We start from the raw sequence: 23,395 nt of genomic DNA, 5'->3' as shown, positions 1-23,395 counted from the left end.
GCGTGGAAAACCCGCCAAGGTAGCCCTGATCGCCTGCCTACGCGTCTTGCTGATTCGGCTCAATGCCATGCTCAGGGACGGTACTCCTTGGCGATCTGAGCCCGCTTGAGAAGACAGTTGCTCCTACAGGTACAGCATGCTTTTGTAGGAGCGGCCCATGGCCGCGATCAGCGAACCCCAAGGCCAGTTTCAGATCCAGTCACCGCTGGCCAGGCACCAACCTGGCGACTCATCGCGCCAGGCCCGCTCGGAGCGCCGAACCAGGCAAGGTTCTAGTCGATTCCGCGGCGAACGTCTGCAACACCAGACTAGGCACCCAGGGCGAAGGCCCCAGGCGTCGCCCCGAATTGCCGGCGAAAGGCCGCGATGAAGGCCGATGGCGAGTTGTAGCCGCAGTCCAGCGCGACTTCGGTCACCGCGACGCCGCGCTCCAACCGCTCCAGGGCACTGATGAGGCGCAGTCGCTGGCGCCAGCTCCTGAAAGTCAGCTGGGTATCGCGCAGGAAGGCGCGGCTCAGGGTTTTCTCCGAGGCCCCCAGCACCCGTGACCACTGGGCCAGGGTACGGTCGTCGGACGGGTTGGCCGCCAGGGCTTCGCACAGCAGGCGCAGCCGCCCATCCTGGGGCGCCGGCAACGACAGTCCGACCTCCGGCGCCGTCCGCAGCTGGTCGAGCATCACCGACACCAGCCGCCCTTCCGGCCCCGCCTCGTCGTACTCCCGAGCGAAGCCGCTGAACGTCTTGATCAACTCGCGAAACAAGGCGCTTACCGCTACCACCCGGCACTGGCTTCCCACATAGGGCGCCGCCTCGGCGCTGACGTAGAGGCTGCGCATCTCCGCACCGGACGACGACCTGACCTGATGCGCCACGTCCGCGGCGATCCATACCGCCCGCTGCGGCGGCGCCACGTAGCTGCCCTCGGCGGTGGTGACCGTGAGTACCCCCTTGATGGCGTAGGACAGTTGCCCCCACGGGTGCCGGTGCCAGGGCGTCCAGGCTGGTTGCGCCAGGGACTCGACCCGCGCGTAGAGCCGTCGTGGCAGGGCGAGCAGCTCAGGGACCGGACGCTCGACTGCAGCCTGTCCGTTTGACGACATCATTGAGGCCTTTCGCGTTAGTCGGATCGATCCTGGGACGATAGCCTTGAAGGCTATTCGTACACAACCCGAGAAAGACCATGGCTCGACCCCGCCTGCTGCCCGACAACTTCACCCTGCTGCTGGTCGCCACGGTGATCCTTGCCAGCCTGTTGCCCTGCCAGGGCCTCGCTGCCCAGATCGCCAACGTGGTGACCAACATCGCCATCGCGCTGCTGTTCTTCCTGCACGGCGCCAAGCTGTCGCGCCAGGCGCTGGTAGCCGGCGTCACCCATTGGCGCCTGCACCTGCTGGTCTTCACCTTCACCTTCGTCAGCTTTCCGCTGCTCGGCTGGGCGCTCCAGCCGCTGCTGGCGCCCCTGGTGACGCCTGAGCTCTACCTGGGCGTGCTGTTCATGTGCGCCCTGCCGGCCACAGTGCAGTCGTCCATCGCCTTCGTCTCCATGGCCCGCGGGAACGTCCCGGCCGCAGTCTGCAGCGCCTCGCTATCCAGCCTGATCGGCATCTTCCTCACTCCGTTGCTGGTGCGGCTGCTGCTCGACGCCCACGGCGGCTCCGACGGCCAGAGCACCCTGGATGCCATCGTCAAGATCTGCGTCCAGCTGCTGCTGCCCTTCGTCGCTGGCCAGCTGCTGCGCCCGGTGATCGGCCACTGGGTGGACCGCCACAAGGGCAAGCTGAAGTTCGTCGACCAGGGTTCCATCCTGCTGGTGGTCTATACCGCCTTCAGCGCAGCGGTCATCGAAGGGCTGTGGCAGGAAACCCCGGTGCTGTCGCTGGTGGGCCTGGTGTTCATCTGCGCCACCCTGCTCACCCTGGTCCTGCTGGCGACGCGCTATGCCGCGCGCCTGCTGGGCATGAGCAAGGAAGATGAAATCACCGTGGTCTTCTGCGGTTCCAAGAAGAGTCTGGCCACGGGCGTACCCATGGCCAAGGTGCTGTTCGCGGGGAGCACCATGGGCCCGGTGCTGCTGCCCATCATGCTGTTCCACCAGATCCAGCTGATGGTCTGTGCAGTACTGGCCCAGCGCTATGCCAAGCGCGAAGTAGTGGAAGCCGCGCCTGCGGCGGGGGTTCCCCTGCCCAAATGATCCGATCCGTGAGCGAGGCGCCTGCTCAGCGCGCCTCGTCTTCGTGGATCGGCTTGCGCATTGTGACCCACTCTTCCGCGGCCGTGGGATGGATGCCCAGGGTGTCGTCGAAACAGGCCTTGGTGGCCCCTGCCTTGAGGGCGATGGCCAGGCACTGGATCTGCTCGCCCGCATCCGGACCTACCATGTGGCAACCCAGCACCTGATCGCTGTCGGCATCCACCACCAGCTTCATCAGCGTTCTTTCCTGGACGTCGGTCAGGCTGAGCTTGGTTGGCCGGAAGCTGCTCTGGAAGATCTTCAGCCGATGACCGCGGCTGCGCGCCTCTTCCTCGCTCAGGCCGATGCTGGCCAGGTTGGGCAGGCTGAACACCGCGCTGGCGATCAGATCGTAGTTCAACGGCCGGTAGCTTTCCGGGTTGAACAGATGGCGTGCCAGGGTCATGCCTTCGGCCAGGGCCACCGGGGTTAGCTGCACCCGTCCGATCACGTCACCGATAGCGTAGATCGACGGCTCCGCGGTCTGGAAGGTCTCGCCAACCTGCACGAAGCCGCGCTCGTCCAGGGCCACGGCAGTGTTCTCCAGCCCCAGGCCGTCCAGCATCGGCCGGCGACCGGTGGCATAGAAGACGCAGTCGGCTTCCAGGGTGCGACCGTCCTTGAGCGTCACCTGCAGGCTGCCATCGGCGGCCTTGTCGATCCGCGCCACGTCGGCGTTGAATTGCAGGTCATGGCCGCGCTTCTGCATCTCGTCGCGCAGATGCTCGCGCACGCCCCGATCGAAGCCGCGCAGGAACAGCTCCCGGCGATACAGCAGCGTGGTCCGCGCGCCCAGCCCTTGGAAGATGGAGGCGAATTCCACGGCGATGTAGCCACCGCCGACCACCACTACCCGCCGGGGTAGCTCTGATAGGTAGAAGGCCTCGTTGGACGTGATGGCGTGTTCGCGCCCCGGGAACTCGGGCACGTCCGGCCAGCCACCGGTGGCGATGAGGATGCGCTCGCAGCGATAGCGCTTGCCTTCGACTTCCACGGTGTGGGCGTCGAGGATCCGGGCATGGGCTTCCAGCAGGGTCACCCCGCTGTTCACCAGCAGCGCCCGGTAGATGCCGTTCAGGCGGCGGATCTCGTGGTCCTTGCTGGCGACCAGGGTGTTCCAGTCGAACGCCGGTACCTCGGCGTCCCAGCCGTAGCCCCGCGCCTGGCGGAATTCATCGCGAAAGGACGCGCCGTAGATGAAATATTTCTTGGGCATGCAGCCCACGTTGACGCAGGTGCCACCGAGGTAGCGGCTTTCCGCTATCGCCACCCGGGCACCGAAGTCGGCGGCGAAACGCGCGGCACGTACCCCGCCCGAACCGGCACCTATCACGAAGAGGTCGAAATCATAGGTCGTCATGGAACACTCTCTTGGTTTCTGCTGACGTCAGCATAACGCAAGCCGCTGGCGGTCAAGGTCGCCGGGGCCAATCGCCAGAAACGACAAGGCCACCCGCAGGTGGCCTTGTCGACTGCACGAGGCGGCTTACAGCGCCTTGTACAGGTGCTCGAAGCAGAAGTTGGTGGCTTCGACGAAGCCTTCTGCGCTACCGCAGTCGAAACGCTGGCCCTTGAACTTGTACGCCAGTACGCAACCGTCCTGCGCCTGCTTCATCAGGGCGTCGGTGATCTGGATCTCGCCACCCTTGCCCGGCTCGGTCTGTTCGATCAGGTCGAAGATGTCCGGGGTCAGGATGTAGCGGCCGATGATCGCCAGGTTGGAGGGAGCGTCCTCCGGCTTGGGCTTCTCGACCATGTTGTTCACCCGGTAGATGTCGTCACGGATCATCTCGCCGGCGATCACGCCGTACTTGTTGGTCTCGTTGGCCGGTACTTCCTGGATGGCCACGATGGAGCAGCGGAACTGGTTGTACAGCTTGACCATCTGCTTGAGGACGCTGTCGCCTTCCAGGTTCAGGCAGAGGTCGTCCGCCAGCACCACGGCGAAGGGCTCGTCACCGATCAGCGGGCGGCCGGTCAAAATGGCGTGGCCCAGGCCTTTCATCTCCACCTGACGGGTGTAGGAGAAGGTGCAGTTGTCGATCAGGTTACGAATGCCGACCAGGTACTTTTCCTTGTCGGTGTTCTTGATCTGGCTTTCCAGCTCGTAGCTGATGTCGAAATGGTCTTCCAGCGAACGCTTGCCACGACCGGTAACGATCCCGATCTGATGCAGACCCGCTTCCAACGCTTCCTCCACGGCGTACTGCACCAGAGGCTTGTTCACGATGGGCAGCATTTCCTTGGGCATGGCCTTGGTCGCGGGGAGAAAACGAGTGCCATAGCCGGCTGCCGGAAACAGACATTTGGTGATCATGGGAGTCCTTTGATCTGACGTGAAGGCAAAACGAACGGCGGTCTATCCAGCCGCTTGTCGCATACAATGCCCGAAGCGCGCGGCGCTGGAAATAGCCAGACAAGGGCGCTCACTGGACGTGCGGGTAGGACTCCAGGAATCCCGTCCGGTTCTGCGCAAAGCGTCAAAGAACTGCTATCGTCCAAAGTTTGGAACCAGCGTCACGACTCCGCGGATAGATCTCGACATGAAGAAATGGATGCTCCCGTTGCTGTGTGTTTCCCTTGCCGGCTGCTCGTTGGGCGGCCATCACGAGGCAGCCGAAACGCGCCCGCTCAGCGAGGAACAGACCACCCTGCTGCGCCAGAACGACCTGCTGCAGGCCAAATTGCTGGTGCTGGGAGGGAGTGAAGAACAGCTCCGCCTCGCCGATGCTCTGCTGCTGCGCAATGGTGGCCAGAGCGCCGATGGCGAAGTGGAGTTCTACCGTGCGGTGATAGCCATCAAGCAGGGCCCGCAGACCGACGATGTCCTGGACCTGCTCAATCGCTCGGCCGACCGTCGCTATCCGCTGGCCTATGCCCTGCTCTATCGGCTGTACGCCGACCCCTTCCTGATCGTCGAGGCCGATCCCATCCAGGCGCAGACCTACAAGAGCGCCTATGCGGACCTGGCGGTGGCCAAGAGCGGCTATCCGTCCTTCGAGAAAGCCGTCGAAGTGACCCGTCAGCTGGCACCCTGAGGCCAGAGCCGCCCCTCTAGTACGACCTTTTGCGGCCGGTCACACTCTGACGACGGCAAATGAGACGAGGTTCGGGCTTTAGCGGCAGGAATGATATCAATTGGCCGCATGACGATAGCATCGCGCTACCTCGTCATGCAGCCAAGAGTCACGTCCATGTCCATGCCCACGCTTGGCAAGACCGCTACCGACATCGCTGCCGCTCGCCAGGCGATTCGCCGCCTGGTCCTGGCCCTGACGGCCATTCTGACCCTGACCCTCCTGCTCACCCAGCTACCGACCTTCATCAACGCCTCCAGCGGCGAGACCTGGCAGTTGCGCGGCGGCCCGATCCCGCTCATGCAGAACCCCTCCATGCCCGAGCGCAGTGTGCTGGCCAACCGGCAGCGGGTCGCCATACTCGAACCGGGGGATCGTGTCCTGGTGCTGGAAAGCCTGCCCTTTCGTCCGTGGAAGAAGGTGATGGTGGTAGGCGCGGACAACCCCATCGGCTGGATCCGCGTCGCGCCAGCGCTGGGCGCGGTCAGGGTGGAGTGACGCCACCCACGGGCCGTGTCGAAAGAACCTGCGCAACCCGGGTGACATGCCAGAGATACCAGCATTCGCGTCCCAGGCGCTGAGCCTCGCGGTGTTCCGGATGGGCCCCCCAGGCCGCGGCGGCGGCCTGATCTACCCAGTAGGACAGCGTGATGCCCAACCCATCGCTGCCCCGCGCCGACTCCACGCCGATAAACCCGGGCTGCTCGGCTGCCAACGCCAGCATGCGCTCGGCCATCCGGGCATAACCCTGATCTTCCGCTGAGCGCTGCGAGATGAAGGCGATCACCACGCAACCTTCGGGTAGTTCCAGCCGGCTCATAGCGCCCATCCCCGCCGGGCGACGGCCGCCTCCAACCAGGCGCGTACCGCCACCGGAGCCCGGCCGTCGAGCGCCTCGCGCTCGGGCTGGTACAGGGTGCCAAAATGGCAGGCCTGGCCTTCCAGTTCGAAGGCAACCGGCAGCCCCTCATCGTCCCACGCCAGGATTCGCCAGCCCGCCGCGAGCAGTGCCGGCAGGTAATCGGGATTCACGCCGAAACGGCAGTGATAGGCGGCCTCCTCTTGACCATCCTCCCCTATCAGTCGCGAGCCGGATAGCAGCCTGAGTCGATTGCGAAACTCGACGCGCGCGCAGCTCAAGGGCGTCAGCAGTGCCCGCTGCGCCGCGGGGTCGTCCTCGGCGTGGGCCACGTCAGCCCATCCCGGCAGCGTCCGCGCCTGTTCCAGCAGGGCGTGCTGCAATCCGCCGCAGGTCCCCAGGAAGGGGATGTCTCGCTCGCGAACCGTGCGAATCACGGCCAGCACGCCCTCGGGGTTCCGGTAAGGGCTGCCAGGTACGCACCAGAGTCCGTCGCACGCGGAAAGGGCGCCGTCAGCCACCACGGTGGGCAACCAGTGCGTCCGCAGCGAAATATCCAGCTCCGCGGCGGCAAGCGCCAGCGCCCTGGGGATAGCCTGGTGCGCGACGATGGCGAGGTCCTGGTCACCCAGGAGCACGATTTCATACGATGACATGGAGTACACCTGCAGTAGCGAGTCGAGGTCCGCGCCACCTTAGAATGGCGGGTGCAGGTGATTAATAGGCGTTGCGGTCATGAGGACAGGCATCCATGCATTATCAGTTGGAGCAGAGCGATCTCACCCTCGTCCTGGCACTGTCCCGCGGCACGACCCTCGCTCGGGCGGCCGCCCTGCTGGCGCAGGACACCTCATCGGTCCACCGTGCCCTGGGACGGCTGGAACGTCGACTCGGCGGGCATTGTTCGAGCGCGACCGTTGGGGATGCCGCCCACTGCCAGCTGTCGTAGCGCTGATTCAGGCTGCGGAAACGGCCGAGGAGGCCTTGCTGGAAGCCCGGGCGCAGGTAGCGGACAGCGAAGCGCCGCCCAGCGGCCTGGTTCGCCTGAGCACTACCGATGCGGTGCTCGAAGGCCTGTTACTGCCTTTGCTGGCCGACCTGCTGCAGCGTCACCCCCGGATTCAGTTGGAACTCAGTACGGACAACGCCTTCCTCAACCTGAGTCGCCACGACGCCGACCTGGCGCTACGCCTGACCGCCAGTCCACCGGCCCATCTGGTGGGACGGTGCCTGCGTGCCGTGCATTATCGGCTCTGCGCCACACCTGGATACCTGGCGACCGCGGGAGATCAACCCGCCCACTGGCGCTGGATAGCCCCTGACGACCTGTTGCCGGACCACCCCAGCGTGCTCTGGCGGCGCAAGCACTATCCCGGCATTCAGCCAGAGGTGCGTTGCGACACCATCCTCGGAGTGGCGCGTCTGGTCCGGGCGGGCCTCGGCGTCGCGCTGTTACCCGACTACCTGATCGACCCCGCCTGGTCGGTACTCGCGGCCCCTCGGGATCTGCCAGCGGCTGACCTCTGGCTCTTGATGCGGCCAGGCTGCCGGGCGATACGCCCGGTACAGGCGCTGTACCAGGCACTGGGAGAGGCCCTCGCGAGCGCCTAGCTCAGGGCGCCGGATTCGGCTGGGCGACGTGGACGGCCTCGATGGCCTTGAGCGTCTCGGCATCCAGCTCCAGTTCGCTGCTCGCCAGGTTGCTTTCCAGCTGGGCGCGCGTGGTGGCGCCGATGATGTTGCTGGTCACGAATGGTCGGCTGGTGACGAAGGCCAGGGCCATCTGCGCCGGGTCCAGTCCGCGCTCACGGGCCAGTTCGACATAGGCCTGGGCCGCACGTTGCGCCTGGGGATTGCTGTAGCGCTGGAAGCGCTCGAACAGCGTCAGCCGGGCACCTGCTGGTCGTGCGCCATCCAGGTACTTGCCGGCCAGCACGCCGAAGGCCAGCGGCGAATAGGCCAGCAGCCCGACCTGCTCGCGAATGGCCTGCTCGGCCAGACCCACCTCGAAGCTGCGATTGAGCAGGTTGTAGGGATTCTGGATCGAGACGACCCGCGGCCAGCCGCGCGTTTCGCTCAGATGCAGGAATTGCTGCACGCCCCAGGGCGTCTCATTGGATAGCCCTATATGACGTACCTTGCCCGCCCGGACGAAGCCGTCCAGGGCTTCCAGCGTTTCCTCGAAAGGCGTGAAGGCGGCGTCGCTATGCTCATAGCCCAATTGGCCGAAGAAGTTGGTGCGGCGGTCCGGCCAGTGCAACTGGTAGAGGTCCAGGTAATCGGTATTCAGGCGCCGCAGACTGGCATCCAGGGCGGCAGTGAGATTGGCCTTGGTGAACGCCAGGCCGCCATCGCGGATGTAGTCCATGTCACGGCCGGGACCGGCGGCCTTGCTCGCCAGGACCCAGTCGGCGCGCTCGCCGTGCTGGCGAAAATAGTTGCCGATGATGGTCTCGGTGCGGGTATAGGTCTCGGCGCGCGGCGGCACCGGATACATCTCGGCGGTATCCAGCAGATTGACGCCAGCCGCCTTGGCGACCCGAATCTGCTCGAAGGCTTCTGCCTCGGTGTTCTGCTCGCCCCAGGTCATGGTGCCGAGGGCGACGGCGCTCACCTTGAGGTCGGTACGACCCAGCGATCGAAAGTGCATGAGTTGGCTCTCTGTTCGGACGGAAGTCGGACAAGTTAGCAGGCACGTGGCCGGTCTGCCCATCCACCGAGGACCTTCGTCGCCGTGGATTCGCCACTCGCCGCGGGAATCCGTACAATAATGCCCCGCAATCGCGCCCTGGGTTCCCTCACCCCAGGTAACCAAAAAAGGACCGCCCATGCCCGCCTTGCTCGCCGCGCCCCAGCGCGCCCTGGTAGCCGCCCTCGTCGGCTTCCACATCCTCATCATCATCGCCAGCAACTACCTGGTGCAGCTACCGTTGCAATTGTTCGGCTGGCACACCACCTGGGGCGCCTTCAGCTTCCCCTTCATCTTCCTTGCCACCGACCTCACCGTGCGGGTGATGGGCAAGGCGCCGGCGCGCCAGGTCATCACCCGGGTGATGATCCCGGCGCTGCTGGTGTCCTACGTCGTGTCGGTACTGTTCCAGGACGGCCATTTCCAGGGCTGGGCCGCGCTGGCCACGGTCAACGTCTTCGTCCTGCGCATCTCGCTGGCGAGCTTCTGCGCCTATGTGCTGGGCCAACTGCTCGATATCCAGGTATTCGATCGCCTGCGTCGCTCGCGCCACTGGTGGCTCGCACCCACCGTCTCGACGCTGTTCGGCAATGCGCTCGACACCCTCGCCTTCTTCTCCGTCGCCTTCTGGCGCAGCGGCAATCCCTTCATGGCCGCCCACTGGCCGGAGATCGCCCTGGTCGACTACGGGGTGAAACTGGGCGTCAGCCTGCTGCTCTTCGTACCGCTCTACGGGGTGCTGTTGCGCTCGCTGCTGCCCCAGGCCCTGGCGCGCCGACCGGACCTGGCCTGAGGCCATCGAGATTGCTGGTGGCGCAGGCTCTGGCCTAGAGTGATGCCTCGAGTCACTCGGCAGATCCCATCATGCTCGCCACCGCCCTCGCCCGCTTTCCTCGCCTGGAATTGCAGCTCTCCGTCACCTCGCTGGACCTCCTGCCACGGTTGTCGGCTGAGCTGGGACGAACGGTCTACTGCAAACGGGATGACACCACCAGCCTGGCCCTGGGCGGCAACAAGGTGCGCAAACTGGAGTATCTGGTCGCTGAAGCCCTGGCCGAAGGCGCCGACACCCTGGTCACCGCGGGCGCCATCCAGTCCAACCACGTCCGCCAGACCGCCGCGGTCGCCGCCCAGCAAGGGCTGGCCTGCGTCGCCCTGCTGGAGAATCCCATCGCCACCCAGGATGAGGATTATCTCCACGGCGGTAATCGCCTGTTGCTCGACCTCTTTGGCGTCGAAGTCAGGCCAGTGGCCGCCCTCGACGATCCGCACCACCAGCTGCAAGCCGAGGCCCAGCGCCTGCGCCAACAGGGTCGTACGCCCAAGGTGATTCCCGTCGGCGGCTCCAATGCCCTGGGCGCCCTTGGCTACGTCCGCACGGGTCTGGAACTGGCCGACCAGCTCGACGCCCTGGCGTTGCAGCCGGCTGCCGTCATCGTCGCCTCCGGCAGTGCCGGGACCCAGGCCGGTCTGGACCTCGCCTTCAATGAGAGGTGCCCTGCCGTCCCGGTAATCGGCATCACGGTTTCCCGGACCGTCGACGAGCAATTACCCAAGGTCGCGGCATTGCGACAACAGCTGGCCGCACTGCTCGGCCTCGCCGATCCTGCGATAGCTCCGCGGTTGCACGACGGCTACCAGGGCCCCCGCTACGGCGAGCCCAACCCCGGCACCCTGGCGGCCATCCGCCGGCTCGCTCGCCTGGAGGGGCTGGTGCTGGACCCGGTCTACACCGGCAAGGCCATGGCCGGCCTGCTGGACCTGGTCGCCCGCGACGAACTCCCGCCCGGCCCGCTGGTGTTCCTGCATACCGGCGGCACTCCTGGCACCTTCGCCTATCGACACTGGTTCACCAGTTAGATGCAACCGCCAGTGGTGGCATAACGTCAGCATTTTTTCGACTAAGGTTGTCTTACCGGACACCTTCATAGTGGCGCCCCCATACCTACGAGGATCCCCTCCATGCGCAAGCCCCTCTCCCACCGTCTGTTCCGCAGCGCTGCCCTGCTGCTCGCCCTGGGCCTGGCCCATCAGGCCACCGCCCAGGCGGAAGACCTGTTGCAGACCGTCAAGCAACGCGGTGAATTGGTCGTCGGCCTGGAAGGCACCTACCCGCCCTTCAGCTTCCAGGACGAGCAGGGCCAGCTGGCCGGCTTCGAGGTGGACTTCGCCAAGGCGCTGGCCAAGGAGCTGGGGGTGAAAGCCAAGATCGAACCCGGCAAGTGGGATGGTCTGCTGGCTGCTCTTGAGTCCCGCCGCCTGGATGTGGTGATCAACCAGGTGACCATCAGCGAGGAGCGCAAGAAGAAATACGACTTCTCCACCCCCTACACCGTGTCCGGCATCCAGGCCCTGGTGCGCAAGGACGACGCCAGCACCATCAAGACCGCCGCCGACCTCGCCGGCAAGAAGGTCGGTGTCGGCCTGGGCACCAACTACGAGCAATGGCTGCGCCAGAACGTGCCCCAGGCCGACGTGCGCACCTACGAAGACGACCCCACCAAGTACCAGGACCTGCGCGTGGGCCGTATCGATGCCATCCTCGTCGACCGCCTGGCCGCCCTGGAATTGCTGGCCAAGACCAAGGACCGCCTGGCCCTGGCCGGCGAGCCCTTCAGCCGTCAGGAGTCGGGCATCGCCGAACGCAAGGGTGATCCGGAATTCCACGCCGCCATCGACCAGGCCATCGCCAAGCTGCGCGCCGATGGCACCCTGGCCAAGATCTCCGAGAAGTGGTTCAAGGCCGACGTTACCCAATGAGCGGTACCCTGCAACTCCTCCTCGATTCGCTGCCCTTCCTGCTGAAGGGCGCGATCTGGACGGTGGTCCTCAGCCTCGGCGGCATGTTCTTCGGACTGCTGCTGGGCTTCGGCCTGGCGCTGTTGCGGCGCTCGTCCAACATGGCGCTGCGCAGCCTCGCGCGGCTGTACATCTCCTTCTTCCGCGGCACTCCGCTGCTGGTGCAGCTGTTCGTCATCTACTACGGGCTGCCCGAGCTGGGCCTGCAGCTCGATCCGCTACCCGCGGCGCTGATCGGCTTCTCGCTGAACATGGCCGCCTATACCGCCGAGATCATCCGTGCTGCCATCGGTGCCATCGACCGCGGCCAATGGGAAGCCGCCGCCAGTATCGGCATGACGCCGCTGCAGACCCTGAGGCGCGCCATCCTGCCCCAGGCCCTGCGCATCGCCCTGCCGCCGCTGGGCAACAGCTTCATCGCCCTGGTGAAGGACACCTCCCTGGCGGCCACCATCCAGGTACCGGAACTCTTCCGTCAGGCCCAACTGATCACCGCCCGCACCTTCGAGATCTTCAGCCTCTACCTGGCCGCAGCGCTGCTCTATTGGATGCTGGCCAGCCTGCTGTCCACGCTGCAGAACCGCCTGGAGCGGCACTACGGCCGCCACATCAACGAACGGGGTCAGTCATGATCGAAGTGCAGGGGCTGTCCAAGTCATTCCGGCAGCAGACCGTGCTGCAGGGCATCGACCTCAGCGTGGCCCAGGGCGAGGTGGTCGCCATCATCGGCCCCAGCGGCTCGGGCAAGACCACCCTGCTGCGCTGCCTGAACCTGCTGGAGACACCCGACGCCGGCACCATCCACGTCGGCGATCTGAGCATCGATGCGGCGCGCCCCCTGAGAGCCCAGCAGGCGGCGATTCGCCGGCTGCGCCAGAGCGTCGGTTTCGTCTTCCAGAACTTCAACCTGTTTCCCCATCGCACCGCACTGGAGAACGTCATCGAGGGGCCGATCATCGTCCAGGGGGAAAGCCGCGATACGGCCCTCGCCCATGGTCGCGAACTCCTGGCCAAGGTCGGCCTGGCGGACAAGGCCGACGCCTATCCGGGTCAGCTCTCGGGCGGTCAGCAGCAGCGCGTTGCCATCGCCCGGGCGCTGGCCATGCGACCCCAGGCTATCCTCTTCGACGAACCCACGTCGGCGCTCGACCCGGAACGGGTGGGCGAGGTGCTGGAGACCATCCGCGCCCTGGCCCGGGAAGGACGTACCCTGCTCATCGTCACCCATGAGATGGCCTTCGCCCGCGACGTCGCGCACCGGGTGCTGTTCATGGACGGCGGACGCATCGTCGAGCAAGGTAGCGCGGCCGAGGTCTTCAACCAGCCGCGCGAAGAAAGAACCCGGCGCTTTCTCGCCAAGTTCGTACGCGATCAGGCCGCCGACTACTCCTGAGCCAAGCCGGCGCAGCCCTGCAGGCTGGCCTGACTCACGTTGCTGTTGGCCGGCACGCCATGGGTCAGCCAGACGTTGCCGCCGATGGTCGAACCCTGGCCGATGGTAATGCGACCGAGGATGGTGGCACCTGCATAGATCACCACGTCGTCCTCCACGATAGGATGCCGCGGATGCCCCTTCTTGAGGCTGCCATCGGCGTCCGCCGGGAAGCGCTTGGCGCCGAGGGTCACGGCCTGATAGATGCGCACCCGGTCACCGATGATGCAGGTCTCGCCGATCACCACGCCCGTACCATGATCGATGAAGAAACCCTCGCCGATCTGGGCGCCGGGGTGGATATCGATGCCCGTCGCCGAATGCGCCCGCTCGCTGACCATCCGCGCCAGTAGTGGCAAACCGCTGCGGTAGAAGTGATGCGCGATGCGATGATGGATCATGGCGTAGATGCCCGGATAGCAGAGCAACACCTCGTCCACGCTGCGCGCCGCCGGGTCGCCCTGGTAGGCGGCGATGACATCGGTATCGAGCAATCGGCGCAGATCCGGCAAGGCCAGGGCGAAGGCCTGTACCAGACGCCGGGCCTCATCCGTGCGATTGGCGCCGTTCTCGCCCCGCTGCTTGGCGAAATAGTCGAGTTCCAGCTTCGCCTGGATCATCAGGGCGTTCAGCGCCCGCTCCAGCTCGAAGCCCACGTAGAAGTCCTCGCTCTCCTGCCGCAGCTGATCCGGGCCGAGGCGCAAGGGAAAGAGCGCCCCGCTGAGGGATTCGATCACCGTCGCCATCACGCTGCGGGAAGGTAGCTCGCGGCCACTGAATTCGCGGAAGCGCCCGTGCGTTTCGCGCCACTGACTACGGGCGGCATGCAGCTCGTCGACGATGCGACCCAGCTGCCAATCATTGCCACCGGTGGATTGCCCGTTAAATTCGTTCATGAGTCATCTATCCAATTGCCAGACTGCCGAGGATAAAGTATCCGGTCATCCCTGACAGCCCACGCCGCCCAACGCGCGGTAAGCTGTCGCCCCTCGCCAACCAAGGAGCGCCCCATGCTCGCCTCCCCCCTGGTCACCCCCACCTGGCTGCAGGAACAACTGAGCCGTACGGACCTCATGATCCTCGATGCCAGCCTCTACCTGCCCAACGAGCCCCAGGTCGCCGATGAAATCTATCGGCAACAGCATCTGCCCGGCGCCCTGCGCTTCGATATCGAACACTTCTCCGACCCGGATACCTCGTTGCCGCACATGGTGCCCAGCGTCGGTCGCTTCGCTCGCCTGGCCGGCGAGCTGGGGGTCACCCCGGATACCTTCATCGTCGTCTACGACCAGAAAGGCCTGTTCTCCGCGGCCAGGGCCTGGTGGCTGTTCCGCCTGTTCGGTCACGAGCGCATCGCCGTGCTCGACGGCGGTCTGCCACTCTGGCGCAACCTGGGCCTGCCGCTCGAAGCCGGCGAGAACCACGCCGAACCCCAGCCAGCGTACCCCACCGCCCTGAACTACCGCCTGCTTTGCGGACTGGGCGACGTCCAGACCGCCCTCAGCGTTGGCCAGACCCAGGTGCTCGATGCTCGCGGCGCCAAGCGCTTCGCCGGCGAAGTCGCCGAGCCCCGTCCGGGTGTGGCCCCGGGGCACATGCCCGGCAGTCTCAATCTGCCCTATGACAGTCTGCTGAACGCCGACGGTACCCTGCTGCTGCCGCAGGAGCTGCGCCAGCGCTTCCAGGCCCTCGGCGTCGACGGCCTGCACCCGGTCATCGCCAGTTGCGGCAGTGGCGTCACGGCAGCGGTGCTATTGCTGGCCCTCAACGTTGCCGGCCTGCCGGATGGCAGACTCTACGACGGTTCCTGGAGCGAATGGGGCCAGCACCCCAGCACGACCAAGGCGCTGGGCCATGACCAGATCAGCTCCGGAAGCTCCTAAGTCACTGATTTGCAATAAACGCTGTAGTATTCGATAGAGACACCCAATCGCTGACATCGCCTTTAACAATGAGGCGAATCGTCAAAAGGCGATTAGTATGCGTCCTATCGATTTCAACCCTTACCTTCCAACCCTCAAGGAGTCATCAATGTCCCTGATCAACACCGAAGTGAAGCCCTTCACCGCGACCGCCTACCACAATGGCAAGTTCGTCCAGGTGACCGAGGCCGATCTGAAGGGCAAATGGTCCGCCATCGTGTTCTACCCGGCTGACTTCACCTTCGTGTGCCCCACCGAACTGGAAGACCTTGCTGACCTGTACCCCGAGTTCCAGAAGCTGGGCGTCGAGATCTACGGCGTGTCCTGCGACACCCACTTCGCTCACAAGGCCTGGCACGACACCTCCGAAGCCATCAAGAAGGTCAACTACCCGCTGGTAGGCGACCCCACCGCTCGTCTCGCCCGTAACTTCGAAGTCCTGATCGAAGAAGAAGGCCTGGCCCTGCGTGGCACCTTCCTGATCAACCCGGAAGGTCAGATCAAGCTGTGCGAAATCCACGACAACGGCATCGGCCGTGACGCCAGCGAGCTGCTGCGCAAGGTCCGCGCTGCTCAGTACGTCGCCAACCACCCGGGTGAAGTCTGCCCCGCCAAGTGGAAAGAAGGCGAAGCGACCCTGACCCCCTCGCTGGACCTGGTCGGCAAGATCTAACGCCAGCCTGATCTAGCCCGAGCGCCCGGGCGCCTTGCCCGCGCGCTCTTTTTTTGCCCATTTTTTACGGAAGCCACGTCGCCATGTTGGACGCCAACCTGAAAGCCCAGCTCAAGACCTACCTCGAACGCGTCACGCGCCCCATCGAGATCGTCGCGTCCCTCGACGATGGCGCGAAATCCCGTGAAATGCTCAGTCTGCTGCAGGACATCGCCGGTTTGTCCGACCAGGTCAGCCTCAGCACCGACGGCAGCGATGCCCGTCGCCCCTCCTTCGCCCTGCTGACCCCCGGCCAGAACATCGACCTGCGCTTCGCCGGTCTGCCCATGGGCCACGAATTCACCTCCCTGGTCCTGGCCCTGCTGCAGGTAGGCGGCCATCCGTCCAAGGCCAGCCAGGACGTCATCGAGCAGGTCAAGGCGCTCGACGGCGACTACCAGTTCGAAACCTACTTCTCGCTGTCCTGCCAGAACTGCCCGGACGTGGTCCAGGCCCTGAACCTCATGGCCGTGCTCAATCCCCGGGTCAAGCACGTCGCCGTCGACGGTGCCCTGTTCCAGGAGGAAGTCGAACGCCGCCAGGTCATGGCCGTACCCAGTGTCTACCTCAACGGCGAACCCTTCGGCCAGGGTCGCATGGGCCTGGAAGAGATCGTCGCCAAGCTCGACACCGGCGCTGCCGCCCGCTCCGCCGACAAGCTCAACGCCAAGGACGCCTTCGACGTCCTGGTCATCGGGGGTGGCCCGGCCGGTGCCGCGGCAGCCGTCTATGCCGCGCGCAAGGGCATCCGTACCGGCGTAGCCGCCGAGCGCTTCGGCGGTCAGGTGCTGGACACCCTGGCCATCGAGAACTTCATCTCCATCAAGGAGACCGAAGGCCCGAAACTCGCCATGGCCCTGGAAGAGCACGTCAAGCAGTACGAAGTCGACATCATGAACCTGCAGCGTGCCCAACAGCTGATTCCGGCCCACGATGCCAGCGGCCTGCACGAAGTCCGCTTCGCCGATGGCGGCTCGCTCAAGGCCAAGACGCTGATCCTCGCCACCGGCGCCCGCTGGCGTGAAATGAACGTGCCGGGTGAGCAGGAATACCGCAATCGCGGCGTCGCCTACTGCCCGCACTGCGACGGCCCCCTGTTCAAGGGCAAACGCGTCGCCGTCATCGGGGGTGGCAACTCGGGCGTCGAAGCTGCCATCGATCTCGCCGGCATCGTCGCCCAGGTCACCTTGATCGAGTACGACGGCCAGTTGCGTGCCGATGCCGTACTTCAGCGCAAGCTGTTCAGCCTGCCCAACGTGACCGTCATCACCAGCGCCCTCACCAGCGAAGTCAAGGGCGATGGCCAGAAGCTCAACGGCCTGGTCTACAAGGATCGCAACTCCAGCGAGTTCCATCACCTCGACCTCGAAGGCGTCTTCGTCCAGATCGGCCTGGTACCCAATACCGACTGGCTCAAGGGCACCGTGGAGCTGTCGCCCCGCGGCGAGATCGAAGTGGACGCCCGTTGCCAGACCTCGCTGCCCGGCGTCTTCGCCGCTGGCGACGTCACCACCGTGCCCTACAAGCAGATCATCATCGCCCTGGGCGAAGGTGCCAAAGCCTCCCTGGCTGCCTTCGATCACCTGATCCGCACCAGCGCCTGATCCACCACACCTGAACAAGCCCGGCCTTTGCCGGGCTTTTTTTCGCCCGACGGTTCTCCGCCTTGGCATGCTTCTGGCCGCCCTCTAACCAAGCGTCATAAAGATGGGCATGAACGGTCTATGGGTTCCCAGCATACTTTCGTTAGGATCTCATGACCGAGCCCTCAGACTCGGCAGCTTTTGCGGTTGAGGATCAGGCACCCTATGCATAGTCAGAGTTCTTCCCACGTTTTCGACTCCTACCCACCCAAGCTCGCGCCTGCCACTCCTCTCACCCATCCGGAACTGGTCGCTTCCCTGGAGGCCACCCTGGAGCAACGCCAACCCGGCCCCGTCTGGCTGTTCGCCTATGGCTCGCTGATCTGGCGTCCGGAGTGCCCGGCGGTCGCGGTCCGGCGCGCACGGGTCCACGGCTATCACCGCGGCCTCTATCTCTGGTCCCAGCTGCACCGAGGTACGCCCGAGCAGCCAGGACTGGTACTGGGCCTGGACCGCGGCGGCTCCTGCTCCGGCTTCGCCTACCAGTTACCGGACGAGCAGTTGGACGACCACCTGCTGGCCTTGTGGAAACGCGAGATGCCGGATGGCTCCTACCGCCCGCGCTGGCTCAATTGCCACTTGGAAGACGGCAGCAAGGTCCAGGCGCTCGGCTTCGTCCTCAAGCGTAACCTACCCTGCTACGCCGGCAGTCTTCCCGACGACATCCTCAACCGCGTCCTGACCGAAGCCTGTGGCCATTTCGGCAGCACCCTGGAGTACGTCGAGCGCACCATCACGGCGCTCAGGGCCCACGCCATGCCCGATCGCAACCTCGAGGCCCTGCTGCAGCGCTATCGTCGTGCCCCCCTGCTGGAAGCCATCCCGGGATGAGTGGTAGACGCATCAATCCCCACAAGCTGCTGAACAGCAAATGGACGGCAATTCAGCCCCGCGAACGCCAGCGGCACTTCATCGTCACCCGCGTGCATCTACCCGAAATCGATACCGCCCCCATCAAGCTGATAGATCTACAAGCCGTTCTCACTCGGCGCACCTGGACGCTGGACTGGCACGAGTTGCTGGATGCAGAATGCTGGTTGCAAGGCTGGCAATGAAATCCCGAACGCAGGGCTGTGATTTGCGACTAGCATCGCTATAAGACAGCACTCCTCTGCAAAGGTGAAACCCTGTAGCAGCCAATGCTGTCACAGTGCCATCTTTGAACAGGAAGCTTTTTCGGATGACCCTCTATGTGGAACTCGCCAGCGCCTTCAATACCCTGAAAGGCGGCTTCGAGCCGTTGCGCTGCGTGATTTCGACCCGGGATCAGCGCGCCTACGACGTCGAAGTCTTCTCTCGTAGCGGTCAATCCGTCCTCAAACGCCCCATCGCCCGCACCGAGCTGCTGGACGCTGCCATGCTAGAAGCCTTCATCCTCGACAGCCGCTCACGCATCGAGCGAGACGCCGACGAAACACCCTACTGGACGATCCCCTCCTGAACGAAAAAGGCCACTCACGCAAGCGTGAGTGGCCTTTTCCTATGGATGGTGCCCGAGGCCGGAATCGAACCGGCACGACCGTTAAGCCGAGGGATTTTAAGTCCCTTGTGTCTACCAGTTTCACCACTCGGGCATAACCGAACCCTCATCTTTTGGGCTCGTACAGCCTAGTCCAGTATTCACAGATCCCTGGATGATGAAAAGCCCCGTAGACCTAGGATCTACGGGGCTCTCAATAGTGGAGGCCGAGGTCGGAATCGAACCGGCGTACACGGATTTGCAATCCGCTGCATGACCACTCTGCCACCCGGCCTCAAACCTGAATGTCTTGCGACACTCACGTAAAACATGGAGCGGGAAACGAGACTCGAACTCGCGACCCCGACCTTGGCAAGGTCGTGCTCTACCAACTGAGCTATTCCCGCTTGGTGACGGGCGCCATTCTATATCAGCCACCCAGCATGTCAACCTATTGATTCAAAAACTTATTTTTTTTTCTCGGCGTTCATCAGGTGTGGCCAGGCGGCCATCAGATAGGTGCACATCGACCATAGCGTCAGAGCCGCGGCGACGATGAGCAAGGCGTACCCGCTGATCACCCAGAAGGTCAGTTGCGGCGGATTGGCCAGCAGGATGACCAGGGCCAACATTTGCGCGGCAGTCTTCCATTTACCCAGGCTGGATACCGCGACCTGGGCCCGGGCACCGAGCTCCGCCATCCACTCACGCAGCGCCGATACCACGATCTCGCGACCGACGATGATCACCGCCGGGAGGGTCAACCAGGCATTGGCGTGCTCCTGTACCAGCAATACCAGCGCCACTGCCACGATGAGCTTGTCAGCCACAGGATCGAGAAAGGCCCCGAAGGGAGTGCTCTGCCCCAGCCGACGAGCCAGGTAGCCATCCAGCCAATCGGTAGCACAGGCAATTGCGAAGACGGTACTGGCGGTCCAATAGCTCCAATGCACCGGCAGGTAGAAGAGGACAACGAAAAGGGGGATGAGGAAGACGCGCAGTACGGTGAGCAGATTTGGGATATTCATTGGCGCGGCTATTGATGAACGTGGGGCGATTCTACTCGCTGTGCAGGGCGGCATAAATCTGCTCGGCCAGCTTTTTGCTGATGCTGGGAGACTTGGCGATCTCCTCGATACTCGCACGCTGCAATTCTCGCAGGCCGCCAAAATGCTTCAGCAGCTCCTGCCGGCGCTTGGGCCCTATACCGGCCACCTCTTCCAGGGAAGAGGTTCTACGCGCCTTGCCCCTACGAGCTCGGTGCCCGGTGATGGCGAAGCGATGCGCCTCATCGCGGATCTGCTGGATGAGATGCAACGCGGGCGAATGCGCCGGCAGGGTGAACTCATTGGAGGGATCGTCCAGGTATAGGGTCTCGAGACCGGGCTTGCGGGTGACGCCCTTGGCAACGCCAAGCAGCACCAAGTCGGGCACGGCCAGCTCGCGCAGTACTTCCCGCGCCATGGCCAGCTGCCCCTTGCCACCGTCTACCAACAGGATATCCGGCAGCTTGCCCTCACCCGCCCTCAGGCGACTGAAACGTCGGGTGAGGGCCTGATGCATGGCGGCATAATCATCACCCGCCGTCACGCCTTCAATGTTGTAGCGTCGGTAATCGGACTTGAGCGGTCCCTCGGGCCCGAAGACCACGCAGGATGCCACTGTCGCCTCGCCGCTGGAATGGCTGATGTCGAAGCACTCCAGCCGCTGTGGCGGCTCTGGTAGGTCGAGGGCCTGCACCAGGGCATCGAAACGCAGCCCCATGTGCTGACGATTGGCCAGACGGGTGTTCAGCGCCTGCTCTGCATTCGTCACCGCCAGTTGCTGCCAGCGTGCCCTGGTACCTCGCACGCGGTGGGTGATGACCAGCTGGCGCTTGTGGACCTCGGCGAAGGCATCGATCAGGGTAGCGAAGTCTTCGTGAAGCGAATTCACGATGATCTCTTCGGGCAAGTCTCGCTCCAGGTAGGCCAGGTAGTACTGCTCGAGGAAAGCGGCCAGCACCTCGCTGGAGTCCTCCTCGATACCCACCTCCGGAAAGAAGTTCTTGCTACCCAGCACCCGTCCGCCACGAACGGTGACCAGATGCACACAGGCTCCACCAGGGTTGACCATGGCGGCGATGACATCGACATCGCCACTGCCGCCCTCGATGCTCTGCTGGTCCTGCACACGCCGGACCAGGGCCACCTGATCCCGCAGCTCGGCCGCCCGCTCGAATTCCAGATTGATGGATGCCTTTTCCATCTTGGCCTGCAGCTCTTCAGCCAAGGCGTTGCTGCGCCCTTCCAGAAACATGGCGGAGTGGCGAACGTCCTCGGCGTACTCCTGCTCACTGACCAGGGCGACGCAAGGTCCTTTGCATCTCTTGATCTGATATTGCAGGCAGGGCCGGGTCCGGTTACGGAAATAGCTATCATCGCACTGCCTGACCAGAAAGGCTTTTTGCAACAGATTGAGACTTTCGCGAATAGCGCCGGCGCTGGGATAAGGTCCGAAGTAACGCCCCTTCCCTCTTTTATCGCCGCGGTGGATGGTAAGCCGAGGGTACTGATCCTCGGTCGAGAGATAAACGTAGGGGTAGGATTTATCGTCTCGGAGCAGAATATTGTAAGGCGGACGCCACTGCTTGATGAGGTTCTGCTCGAGCAGTAGGGCTTCGGTTTCGTTGCCGGTAATGGTCGTCTCGACCTGGGCAATCTTCGAGACCATCGAAGCCGTCTTGGGCGCCAAACCGGTCTTTCTGAAGTAGCTGGAAAGCCTATTCTTTAGATTCTTGGCCTTGCCGACGTAAAGCAGCTTACCAGCCTCGTCGAACATCCGGTAAACACCGGGACGTCCGCTGCAGCCGGCAAGAAAGGCTGCAGCATCGAAAGATGAATTCATATCAACTCGTGGCGTCTACCATGCCGTGACGAACGGCCAACATGGCCAATTCGACATCGCTGGTAATCGATAATTTCTCGAAGATCCTATAACGGTAGGTATTCACGGTCTTGGGCGACAGGCAAAGTTTGTCGGATATGACCTGGACCTTCTGACAGCCGGCGATCATCAAGGCGATCTGGATCTCACGTTCGGATAACTGATCAAAAGGTGACGCCTCGGCCTTCGACTGGAAAGGTTTCAAGGCGAGTTGCTGAGCGATCTGGGCACTGATGTAGCGGCGACCAGCGAATGCCTGCTTGATGGCCGTGATCATCTCTTCGATGTCGGCGCCCTTGGTCAGGTAGCCAGATGCGCCAGCCTGCAGGAGGCGGGTTGGAAAGGGATCCTCCTCGCAAGCGGTAACGACGACGACCTTCATATCGGGTTGGCTACGCAGAAGCTTGCGAGTGGCTTCGAGCCCACCGATACCGGGCATCCTGACGTCCATCAGCACTACATCAGGATTCAGTTCTCTGGCTAGCTTGAGTGCGCTTTCCCCGCTGTCTGCCTGGCCAACGACCTGAATTCCCGCTACATCCGCCAGCATCCTGACGATGCCGGTACGGACAAGATCGTGATCGTCGACAACCAGCACTTTGATCAAAATCGCATCCTCTTCACAAACGTTGTCAACGCCTGTATTCACCCAAACGAAATATCCAGGAACCTTACCGACCCGCGAGATAAGATCCTAGGGCCCAAGGTAAATTTTGCCAGTATCGCAAAAAAAAAGGGGTACGACGCTGCGCACCCCTTGCCTATCAGCCCCAAGGCTGCTGGTCATTGTATACCTAAAAAACGCAGAAGAATGAAGTGCATCCAGCGTCTCACCGGCAAAGGAGATGTCTTGGCTTACCAGCGGTACGCCACTGCCTTGGTACTGACGATTCGTCGCTTTCGCCCTGCTTTCAGACGACCCGCAATACCCTGGTGGTAGTCATCCCGCAGCCCCTCTCTTGCACTGCTCTTCACCTCCGAGAAAGGGCGAGGGTGAAGGCACGGCTGGCCATTGCGTCAGGAGAGCTGCCTGATCGCGGCCATACCGCTCCTACGGTATAACGCCTGTAGGAACGCCCCCCATCGGTAGACCCAATCCTCGGCTGGCCAGATCTCCCTTCCTAACCCGGAAACACAACAGCCCGGCGTAGCCGGGCTGTTGTCGCTCTCGCTTTGCATTCAGACGACCCGCAGCACCTTACTGGCAGAGACCCCGCCAGCCTCTCTATCGAATGGCTCTTCATCCCCTCTCCCTCTGGGAGAGGGCTAGGGTGAAGACACTGCCGATCTCAGAGTTTCAGAAGAGAGTGAGAAAAGGGAATGAAGAAAACCGGCACTTACCCGGCAGACGTTCCGTCCGTGGCCGGCCCGCTCTCCAGCACATCGCGCGTCTATCCGTTCGCCAAGTATCCAAGCAGGCTGCGGGACTGTAGAGCGACAGACTGGACTCGGCCTATCAAGCTTTTTCCCACCCCAAAGACAACACCCCCGCCAGAGTGAACTGAGCGGGGGTGCTGGGTGTTAGGCGCTTGACGATGACCTACTCTCACATGGGGAAACCCCACACTACCATCGGCGATGCATCGTTTCACTTCTGAGTTCGGGAAGGGATCAGGTGGTTCCAATGCTCTATGTTCGTCAAGCAATT

Annotated in this window: 24 protein-coding genes, 3 tRNA genes, 1 rRNA gene and 2 pseudogenes; 16 read left to right on the top strand and 14 right to left on the bottom strand. The window is 63.6% G+C overall.

What is annotated here, in order from left to right; translation table 11 throughout:
• Nucleotides 1-109, top strand: a pseudogene (locus AR540_RS26025) (IS110 family transposase); the annotation flags it as partial.
• Nucleotides 110-308: 199 nt separating this feature from the next.
• Here the strand turns inward: AR540_RS26025 and AR540_RS08895 are convergent.
• The gene (locus AR540_RS08895; RefSeq protein ID WP_059228109.1) at nucleotides 309-1,100 is read right to left on the bottom strand and encodes an AraC family transcriptional regulator; all 792 of its coding nucleotides are present in this window, start codon (nucleotides 1,098-1,100) and stop codon (nucleotides 309-311) included.
• A gap of 80 nt (nucleotides 1,101-1,180) precedes the next feature.
• Between AR540_RS08895 and AR540_RS08890 the strand changes: the two genes are divergently transcribed.
• Complete coding sequence (locus tag AR540_RS08890) at nucleotides 1,181-2,191, top strand: bile acid:sodium symporter family protein (protein ID WP_059228105.1); 1,011 nt, start codon at nucleotides 1,181-1,183, stop codon at nucleotides 2,189-2,191.
• 25 nt (nucleotides 2,192-2,216) lie between these two features.
• Here the strand turns inward: AR540_RS08890 and gorA are convergent, their stop codons facing one another.
• The gene (gene gorA / locus AR540_RS08885; RefSeq protein ID WP_059228102.1) at nucleotides 2,217-3,590 is read right to left on the bottom strand and encodes a glutathione-disulfide reductase; all 1,374 of its coding nucleotides are present in this window, start codon (nucleotides 3,588-3,590) and stop codon (nucleotides 2,217-2,219) included.
• A 126-nt stretch (nucleotides 3,591-3,716) separates the two neighbouring features.
• Nucleotides 3,717-4,547, bottom strand: coding sequence for a UTP--glucose-1-phosphate uridylyltransferase GalU (galU, locus tag AR540_RS08880; RefSeq protein WP_059228100.1), 831 nt, complete (start codon nucleotides 4,545-4,547; stop codon nucleotides 3,717-3,719).
• Between the two features lie 238 nt (nucleotides 4,548-4,785).
• On the opposite strand from galU, the gene AR540_RS08875 reads away from it, so the two are divergent.
• Nucleotides 4,786-5,268: a hypothetical protein gene (locus AR540_RS08875; RefSeq protein ID WP_236712034.1), complete on the top strand. Its 483-nt coding sequence runs from the start codon at nucleotides 4,786-4,788 to the stop codon at nucleotides 5,266-5,268.
• A gap of 156 nt (nucleotides 5,269-5,424) precedes the next feature.
• Entirely contained in the window at nucleotides 5,425-5,805 is a 381-nt protein-coding gene (locus AR540_RS08870) for a hypothetical protein (protein ID WP_177339208.1), read from the top strand.
• Here the strand turns inward: AR540_RS08870 and AR540_RS08865 are convergent.
• Both AR540_RS08865 and AR540_RS08860 read right to left on the bottom strand, forming a co-directional pair.
• A complete protein-coding gene (locus AR540_RS08865; protein WP_059228096.1) occupies nucleotides 5,792-6,127 on the bottom strand; it encodes an antibiotic biosynthesis monooxygenase family protein in 336 nt (111 codons plus the stop codon). The two genes, AR540_RS08870 and AR540_RS08865, sit on opposite strands and share 14 nt — an antisense overlap.
• On the bottom strand, nucleotides 6,124-6,822 hold the full coding sequence (locus AR540_RS08860) for a glutamine amidotransferase-related protein (RefSeq protein WP_059228094.1): 699 nt from the start codon (nucleotides 6,820-6,822) through the stop codon (nucleotides 6,124-6,126). The genes AR540_RS08865 and AR540_RS08860 overlap by 4 nt, the downstream gene beginning before the upstream one ends.
• Nucleotides 6,823-6,917: 95 nt before the next feature.
• On the opposite strand from AR540_RS08860, the pseudogene AR540_RS08855 reads away from it, so the two are divergent.
• Nucleotides 6,918-7,777, top strand: a pseudogene (locus tag AR540_RS08855) (LysR family transcriptional regulator).
• 1 nt (nucleotide 7,778) lies between these two features.
• On the opposite strand, the gene AR540_RS08850 reads toward AR540_RS08855, so the two are convergent.
• On the bottom strand, nucleotides 7,779-8,816 hold the full coding sequence (locus AR540_RS08850; protein ID WP_059228092.1) for an NADP(H)-dependent aldo-keto reductase: 1,038 nt from the start codon (nucleotides 8,814-8,816) through the stop codon (nucleotides 7,779-7,781).
• Between the two features lie 178 nt (nucleotides 8,817-8,994).
• Here AR540_RS08850 and AR540_RS08845 point away from each other — a divergent pair, with 178 nt between their 5' ends.
• The 5 genes from AR540_RS08845 to tcyN all read left to right on the top strand — a co-directional run bounded on the left by AR540_RS08845 (nucleotide 8,995) and on the right by tcyN (nucleotide 13,047).
• Entirely contained in the window at nucleotides 8,995-9,648 is a 654-nt protein-coding gene (locus tag AR540_RS08845; RefSeq protein ID WP_059228090.1) for a 7-cyano-7-deazaguanine/7-aminomethyl-7-deazaguanine transporter, read from the top strand.
• A 71-nt stretch (nucleotides 9,649-9,719) separates the two neighbouring features.
• Nucleotides 9,720-10,715: a D-cysteine desulfhydrase gene (locus tag AR540_RS08840; RefSeq protein WP_059228088.1), complete on the top strand. Its 996-nt coding sequence runs from the start codon at nucleotides 9,720-9,722 to the stop codon at nucleotides 10,713-10,715.
• A gap of 102 nt (nucleotides 10,716-10,817) precedes the next feature.
• Nucleotides 10,818-11,615 carry a cystine ABC transporter substrate-binding protein gene (gene tcyJ / locus AR540_RS08835; RefSeq protein ID WP_059228086.1) on the top strand — a complete coding sequence of 266 codons (798 nt, stop codon included), beginning with the start codon at nucleotides 10,818-10,820 and terminating at the stop codon, nucleotides 11,613-11,615.
• Complete coding sequence (gene tcyL / locus AR540_RS08830) at nucleotides 11,612-12,286, top strand: cystine ABC transporter permease (RefSeq protein ID WP_059228084.1); 675 nt, start codon at nucleotides 11,612-11,614, stop codon at nucleotides 12,284-12,286. The genes tcyJ and tcyL overlap by 4 nt, the downstream gene beginning before the upstream one ends.
• Nucleotides 12,283-13,047, top strand: a complete 765-nt coding sequence (tcyN, locus tag AR540_RS08825) for an L-cystine ABC transporter ATP-binding protein TcyN (protein WP_059228080.1) — start codon at nucleotides 12,283-12,285, stop codon at nucleotides 13,045-13,047. The genes tcyL and tcyN overlap by 4 nt, the downstream gene beginning before the upstream one ends.
• Here tcyN and epsC read toward each other — a convergent pair.
• Nucleotides 13,038-13,982 carry a serine O-acetyltransferase EpsC gene (gene epsC, locus AR540_RS08820; protein ID WP_059228078.1) on the bottom strand — a complete coding sequence of 315 codons (945 nt, stop codon included), beginning with the start codon at nucleotides 13,980-13,982 and terminating at the stop codon, nucleotides 13,038-13,040. The two genes, tcyN and epsC, sit on opposite strands and share 10 nt — an antisense overlap.
• A gap of 114 nt (nucleotides 13,983-14,096) precedes the next feature.
• Here epsC and sseA point away from each other — a divergent pair, with 114 nt between their 5' ends.
• The 6 genes from sseA (at nucleotide 14,097) to AR540_RS08790 (ending at nucleotide 18,804) form a co-directional block, all read left to right on the top strand.
• Complete coding sequence (sseA, locus tag AR540_RS08815; protein WP_059228075.1) at nucleotides 14,097-14,969, top strand: 3-mercaptopyruvate sulfurtransferase; 873 nt, start codon at nucleotides 14,097-14,099, stop codon at nucleotides 14,967-14,969.
• A gap of 148 nt (nucleotides 14,970-15,117) precedes the next feature.
• On the top strand, nucleotides 15,118-15,681 hold the full coding sequence (ahpC, locus tag AR540_RS08810) for an alkyl hydroperoxide reductase subunit C (RefSeq protein WP_007161854.1): 564 nt from the start codon (nucleotides 15,118-15,120) through the stop codon (nucleotides 15,679-15,681).
• A gap of 83 nt (nucleotides 15,682-15,764) precedes the next feature.
• Nucleotides 15,765-17,324 carry an alkyl hydroperoxide reductase subunit F gene (gene ahpF, locus AR540_RS08805; protein ID WP_059228073.1) on the top strand — a complete coding sequence of 520 codons (1,560 nt, stop codon included), beginning with the start codon at nucleotides 15,765-15,767 and terminating at the stop codon, nucleotides 17,322-17,324.
• Nucleotides 17,325-17,528: 204 nt separating this feature from the next.
• Nucleotides 17,529-18,194 (top strand): gamma-glutamylcyclotransferase, encoded by a 666-nt coding sequence (locus AR540_RS08800; protein WP_059228071.1) that lies wholly within the window; start codon nucleotides 17,529-17,531, stop codon nucleotides 18,192-18,194.
• The gene (locus AR540_RS08795) at nucleotides 18,191-18,418 is read left to right on the top strand and encodes a TIGR02450 family Trp-rich protein (RefSeq protein ID WP_059228069.1); all 228 of its coding nucleotides are present in this window, start codon (nucleotides 18,191-18,193) and stop codon (nucleotides 18,416-18,418) included. The genes AR540_RS08800 and AR540_RS08795 overlap by 4 nt, the downstream gene beginning before the upstream one ends.
• Nucleotides 18,419-18,543: 125 nt before the next feature.
• Nucleotides 18,544-18,804 (top strand): hypothetical protein, encoded by a 261-nt coding sequence (locus AR540_RS08790; RefSeq protein WP_059228066.1) that lies wholly within the window; start codon nucleotides 18,544-18,546, stop codon nucleotides 18,802-18,804.
• Nucleotides 18,805-18,850: 46 nt separating this feature from the next.
• On the opposite strand, the gene AR540_RS08785 is transcribed toward AR540_RS08790, so the two are convergent.
• From AR540_RS08785 to rrf, 7 genes are all read right to left on the bottom strand, one after another.
• A tRNA-Leu gene (locus tag AR540_RS08785) sits at nucleotides 18,851-18,937 on the bottom strand.
• 106 nt (nucleotides 18,938-19,043) lie between these two features.
• Nucleotides 19,044-19,117 (bottom strand) — tRNA-Cys (locus tag AR540_RS08780).
• A gap of 36 nt (nucleotides 19,118-19,153) precedes the next feature.
• Nucleotides 19,154-19,229 (bottom strand) — tRNA-Gly (locus tag AR540_RS08775).
• Nucleotides 19,230-19,289: 60 nt separating this feature from the next.
• Nucleotides 19,290-19,850, bottom strand: coding sequence for a CDP-diacylglycerol--glycerol-3-phosphate 3-phosphatidyltransferase (gene pgsA, locus AR540_RS08770; protein WP_059228064.1), 561 nt, complete (start codon nucleotides 19,848-19,850; stop codon nucleotides 19,290-19,292).
• A 31-nt stretch (nucleotides 19,851-19,881) separates the two neighbouring features.
• Complete coding sequence (gene uvrC, locus AR540_RS08765) at nucleotides 19,882-21,708, bottom strand: excinuclease ABC subunit UvrC (protein WP_059228062.1); 1,827 nt, start codon at nucleotides 21,706-21,708, stop codon at nucleotides 19,882-19,884.
• Between the two features lies 1 nt (nucleotide 21,709).
• On the bottom strand, nucleotides 21,710-22,354 hold the full coding sequence (gene gacA, locus AR540_RS08760) for a response regulator transcription factor GacA (protein ID WP_059228060.1): 645 nt from the start codon (nucleotides 22,352-22,354) through the stop codon (nucleotides 21,710-21,712).
• Between the two features lie 920 nt (nucleotides 22,355-23,274).
• Nucleotides 23,275-23,390: ribosomal RNA gene (rrf, locus tag AR540_RS08755) — 5S ribosomal RNA — on the bottom strand.
• Between the last annotated feature and the right edge of the window lie 5 nt (nucleotides 23,391-23,395).

The organism is Pseudomonas sp. EpS/L25 (genome assembly GCF_001512295.1).
Taxonomy (GTDB): Bacteria; Pseudomonadota; Gammaproteobacteria; order Pseudomonadales; family Pseudomonadaceae; genus Chryseomonas.
The sequence above is the reverse complement of the archived record's forward strand: the minus strand, read 5'-3'. Positions and strand labels throughout refer to the sequence as shown.

Bases quoted from the DNA above. Each gene is read 5' to 3' on its own strand.
- AR540_RS08895 (WP_059228109.1), bottom strand. From the start codon at position 1,100: ATGTCGTCAAACGGACAGGCTGCAGTCGAGCGTCCGGTCCCTGAGCTG.
- AR540_RS08890 (WP_059228105.1), top strand. From the start codon at position 1,181: ATGGCTCGACCCCGCCTGCTGCCCGACAACTTCACCCTGCTGCTGGTC.
- gorA (WP_059228102.1), bottom strand. From the start codon at position 3,590: ATGACGACCTATGATTTCGACCTCTTCGTGATAGGTGCCGGTTCGGGC.
- galU (WP_059228100.1), bottom strand. From the start codon at position 4,547: ATGATCACCAAATGTCTGTTTCCGGCAGCCGGCTATGGCACTCGTTTT.
- AR540_RS08875 (WP_236712034.1), top strand. From the start codon at position 4,786: ATGCTCCCGTTGCTGTGTGTTTCCCTTGCCGGCTGCTCGTTGGGCGGC.
- AR540_RS08870 (WP_177339208.1), top strand. From the start codon at position 5,425: ATGTCCATGCCCACGCTTGGCAAGACCGCTACCGACATCGCTGCCGCT.
- AR540_RS08865 (WP_059228096.1), bottom strand. From the start codon at position 6,127: ATGAGCCGGCTGGAACTACCCGAAGGTTGCGTGGTGATCGCCTTCATC.
- AR540_RS08860 (WP_059228094.1), bottom strand. From the start codon at position 6,822: ATGTCATCGTATGAAATCGTGCTCCTGGGTGACCAGGACCTCGCCATC.
- AR540_RS08850 (WP_059228092.1), bottom strand. From the start codon at position 8,816: ATGCACTTTCGATCGCTGGGTCGTACCGACCTCAAGGTGAGCGCCGTC.
- AR540_RS08845 (WP_059228090.1), top strand. From the start codon at position 8,995: ATGCCCGCCTTGCTCGCCGCGCCCCAGCGCGCCCTGGTAGCCGCCCTC.
- AR540_RS08840 (WP_059228088.1), top strand. From the start codon at position 9,720: ATGCTCGCCACCGCCCTCGCCCGCTTTCCTCGCCTGGAATTGCAGCTC.
- tcyJ (WP_059228086.1), top strand. From the start codon at position 10,818: ATGCGCAAGCCCCTCTCCCACCGTCTGTTCCGCAGCGCTGCCCTGCTG.
- tcyL (WP_059228084.1), top strand. From the start codon at position 11,612: ATGAGCGGTACCCTGCAACTCCTCCTCGATTCGCTGCCCTTCCTGCTG.
- tcyN (WP_059228080.1), top strand. From the start codon at position 12,283: ATGATCGAAGTGCAGGGGCTGTCCAAGTCATTCCGGCAGCAGACCGTG.
- epsC (WP_059228078.1), bottom strand. From the start codon at position 13,982: ATGAACGAATTTAACGGGCAATCCACCGGTGGCAATGATTGGCAGCTG.
- sseA (WP_059228075.1), top strand. From the start codon at position 14,097: ATGCTCGCCTCCCCCCTGGTCACCCCCACCTGGCTGCAGGAACAACTG.
- ahpC (WP_007161854.1), top strand. From the start codon at position 15,118: ATGTCCCTGATCAACACCGAAGTGAAGCCCTTCACCGCGACCGCCTAC.
- ahpF (WP_059228073.1), top strand. From the start codon at position 15,765: ATGTTGGACGCCAACCTGAAAGCCCAGCTCAAGACCTACCTCGAACGC.
- AR540_RS08800 (WP_059228071.1), top strand. From the start codon at position 17,529: ATGCATAGTCAGAGTTCTTCCCACGTTTTCGACTCCTACCCACCCAAG.
- AR540_RS08795 (WP_059228069.1), top strand. From the start codon at position 18,191: ATGAGTGGTAGACGCATCAATCCCCACAAGCTGCTGAACAGCAAATGG.
- AR540_RS08790 (WP_059228066.1), top strand. From the start codon at position 18,544: ATGACCCTCTATGTGGAACTCGCCAGCGCCTTCAATACCCTGAAAGGC.
- pgsA (WP_059228064.1), bottom strand. From the start codon at position 19,850: ATGAATATCCCAAATCTGCTCACCGTACTGCGCGTCTTCCTCATCCCC.
- uvrC (WP_059228062.1), bottom strand. From the start codon at position 21,708: ATGAATTCATCTTTCGATGCTGCAGCCTTTCTTGCCGGCTGCAGCGGA.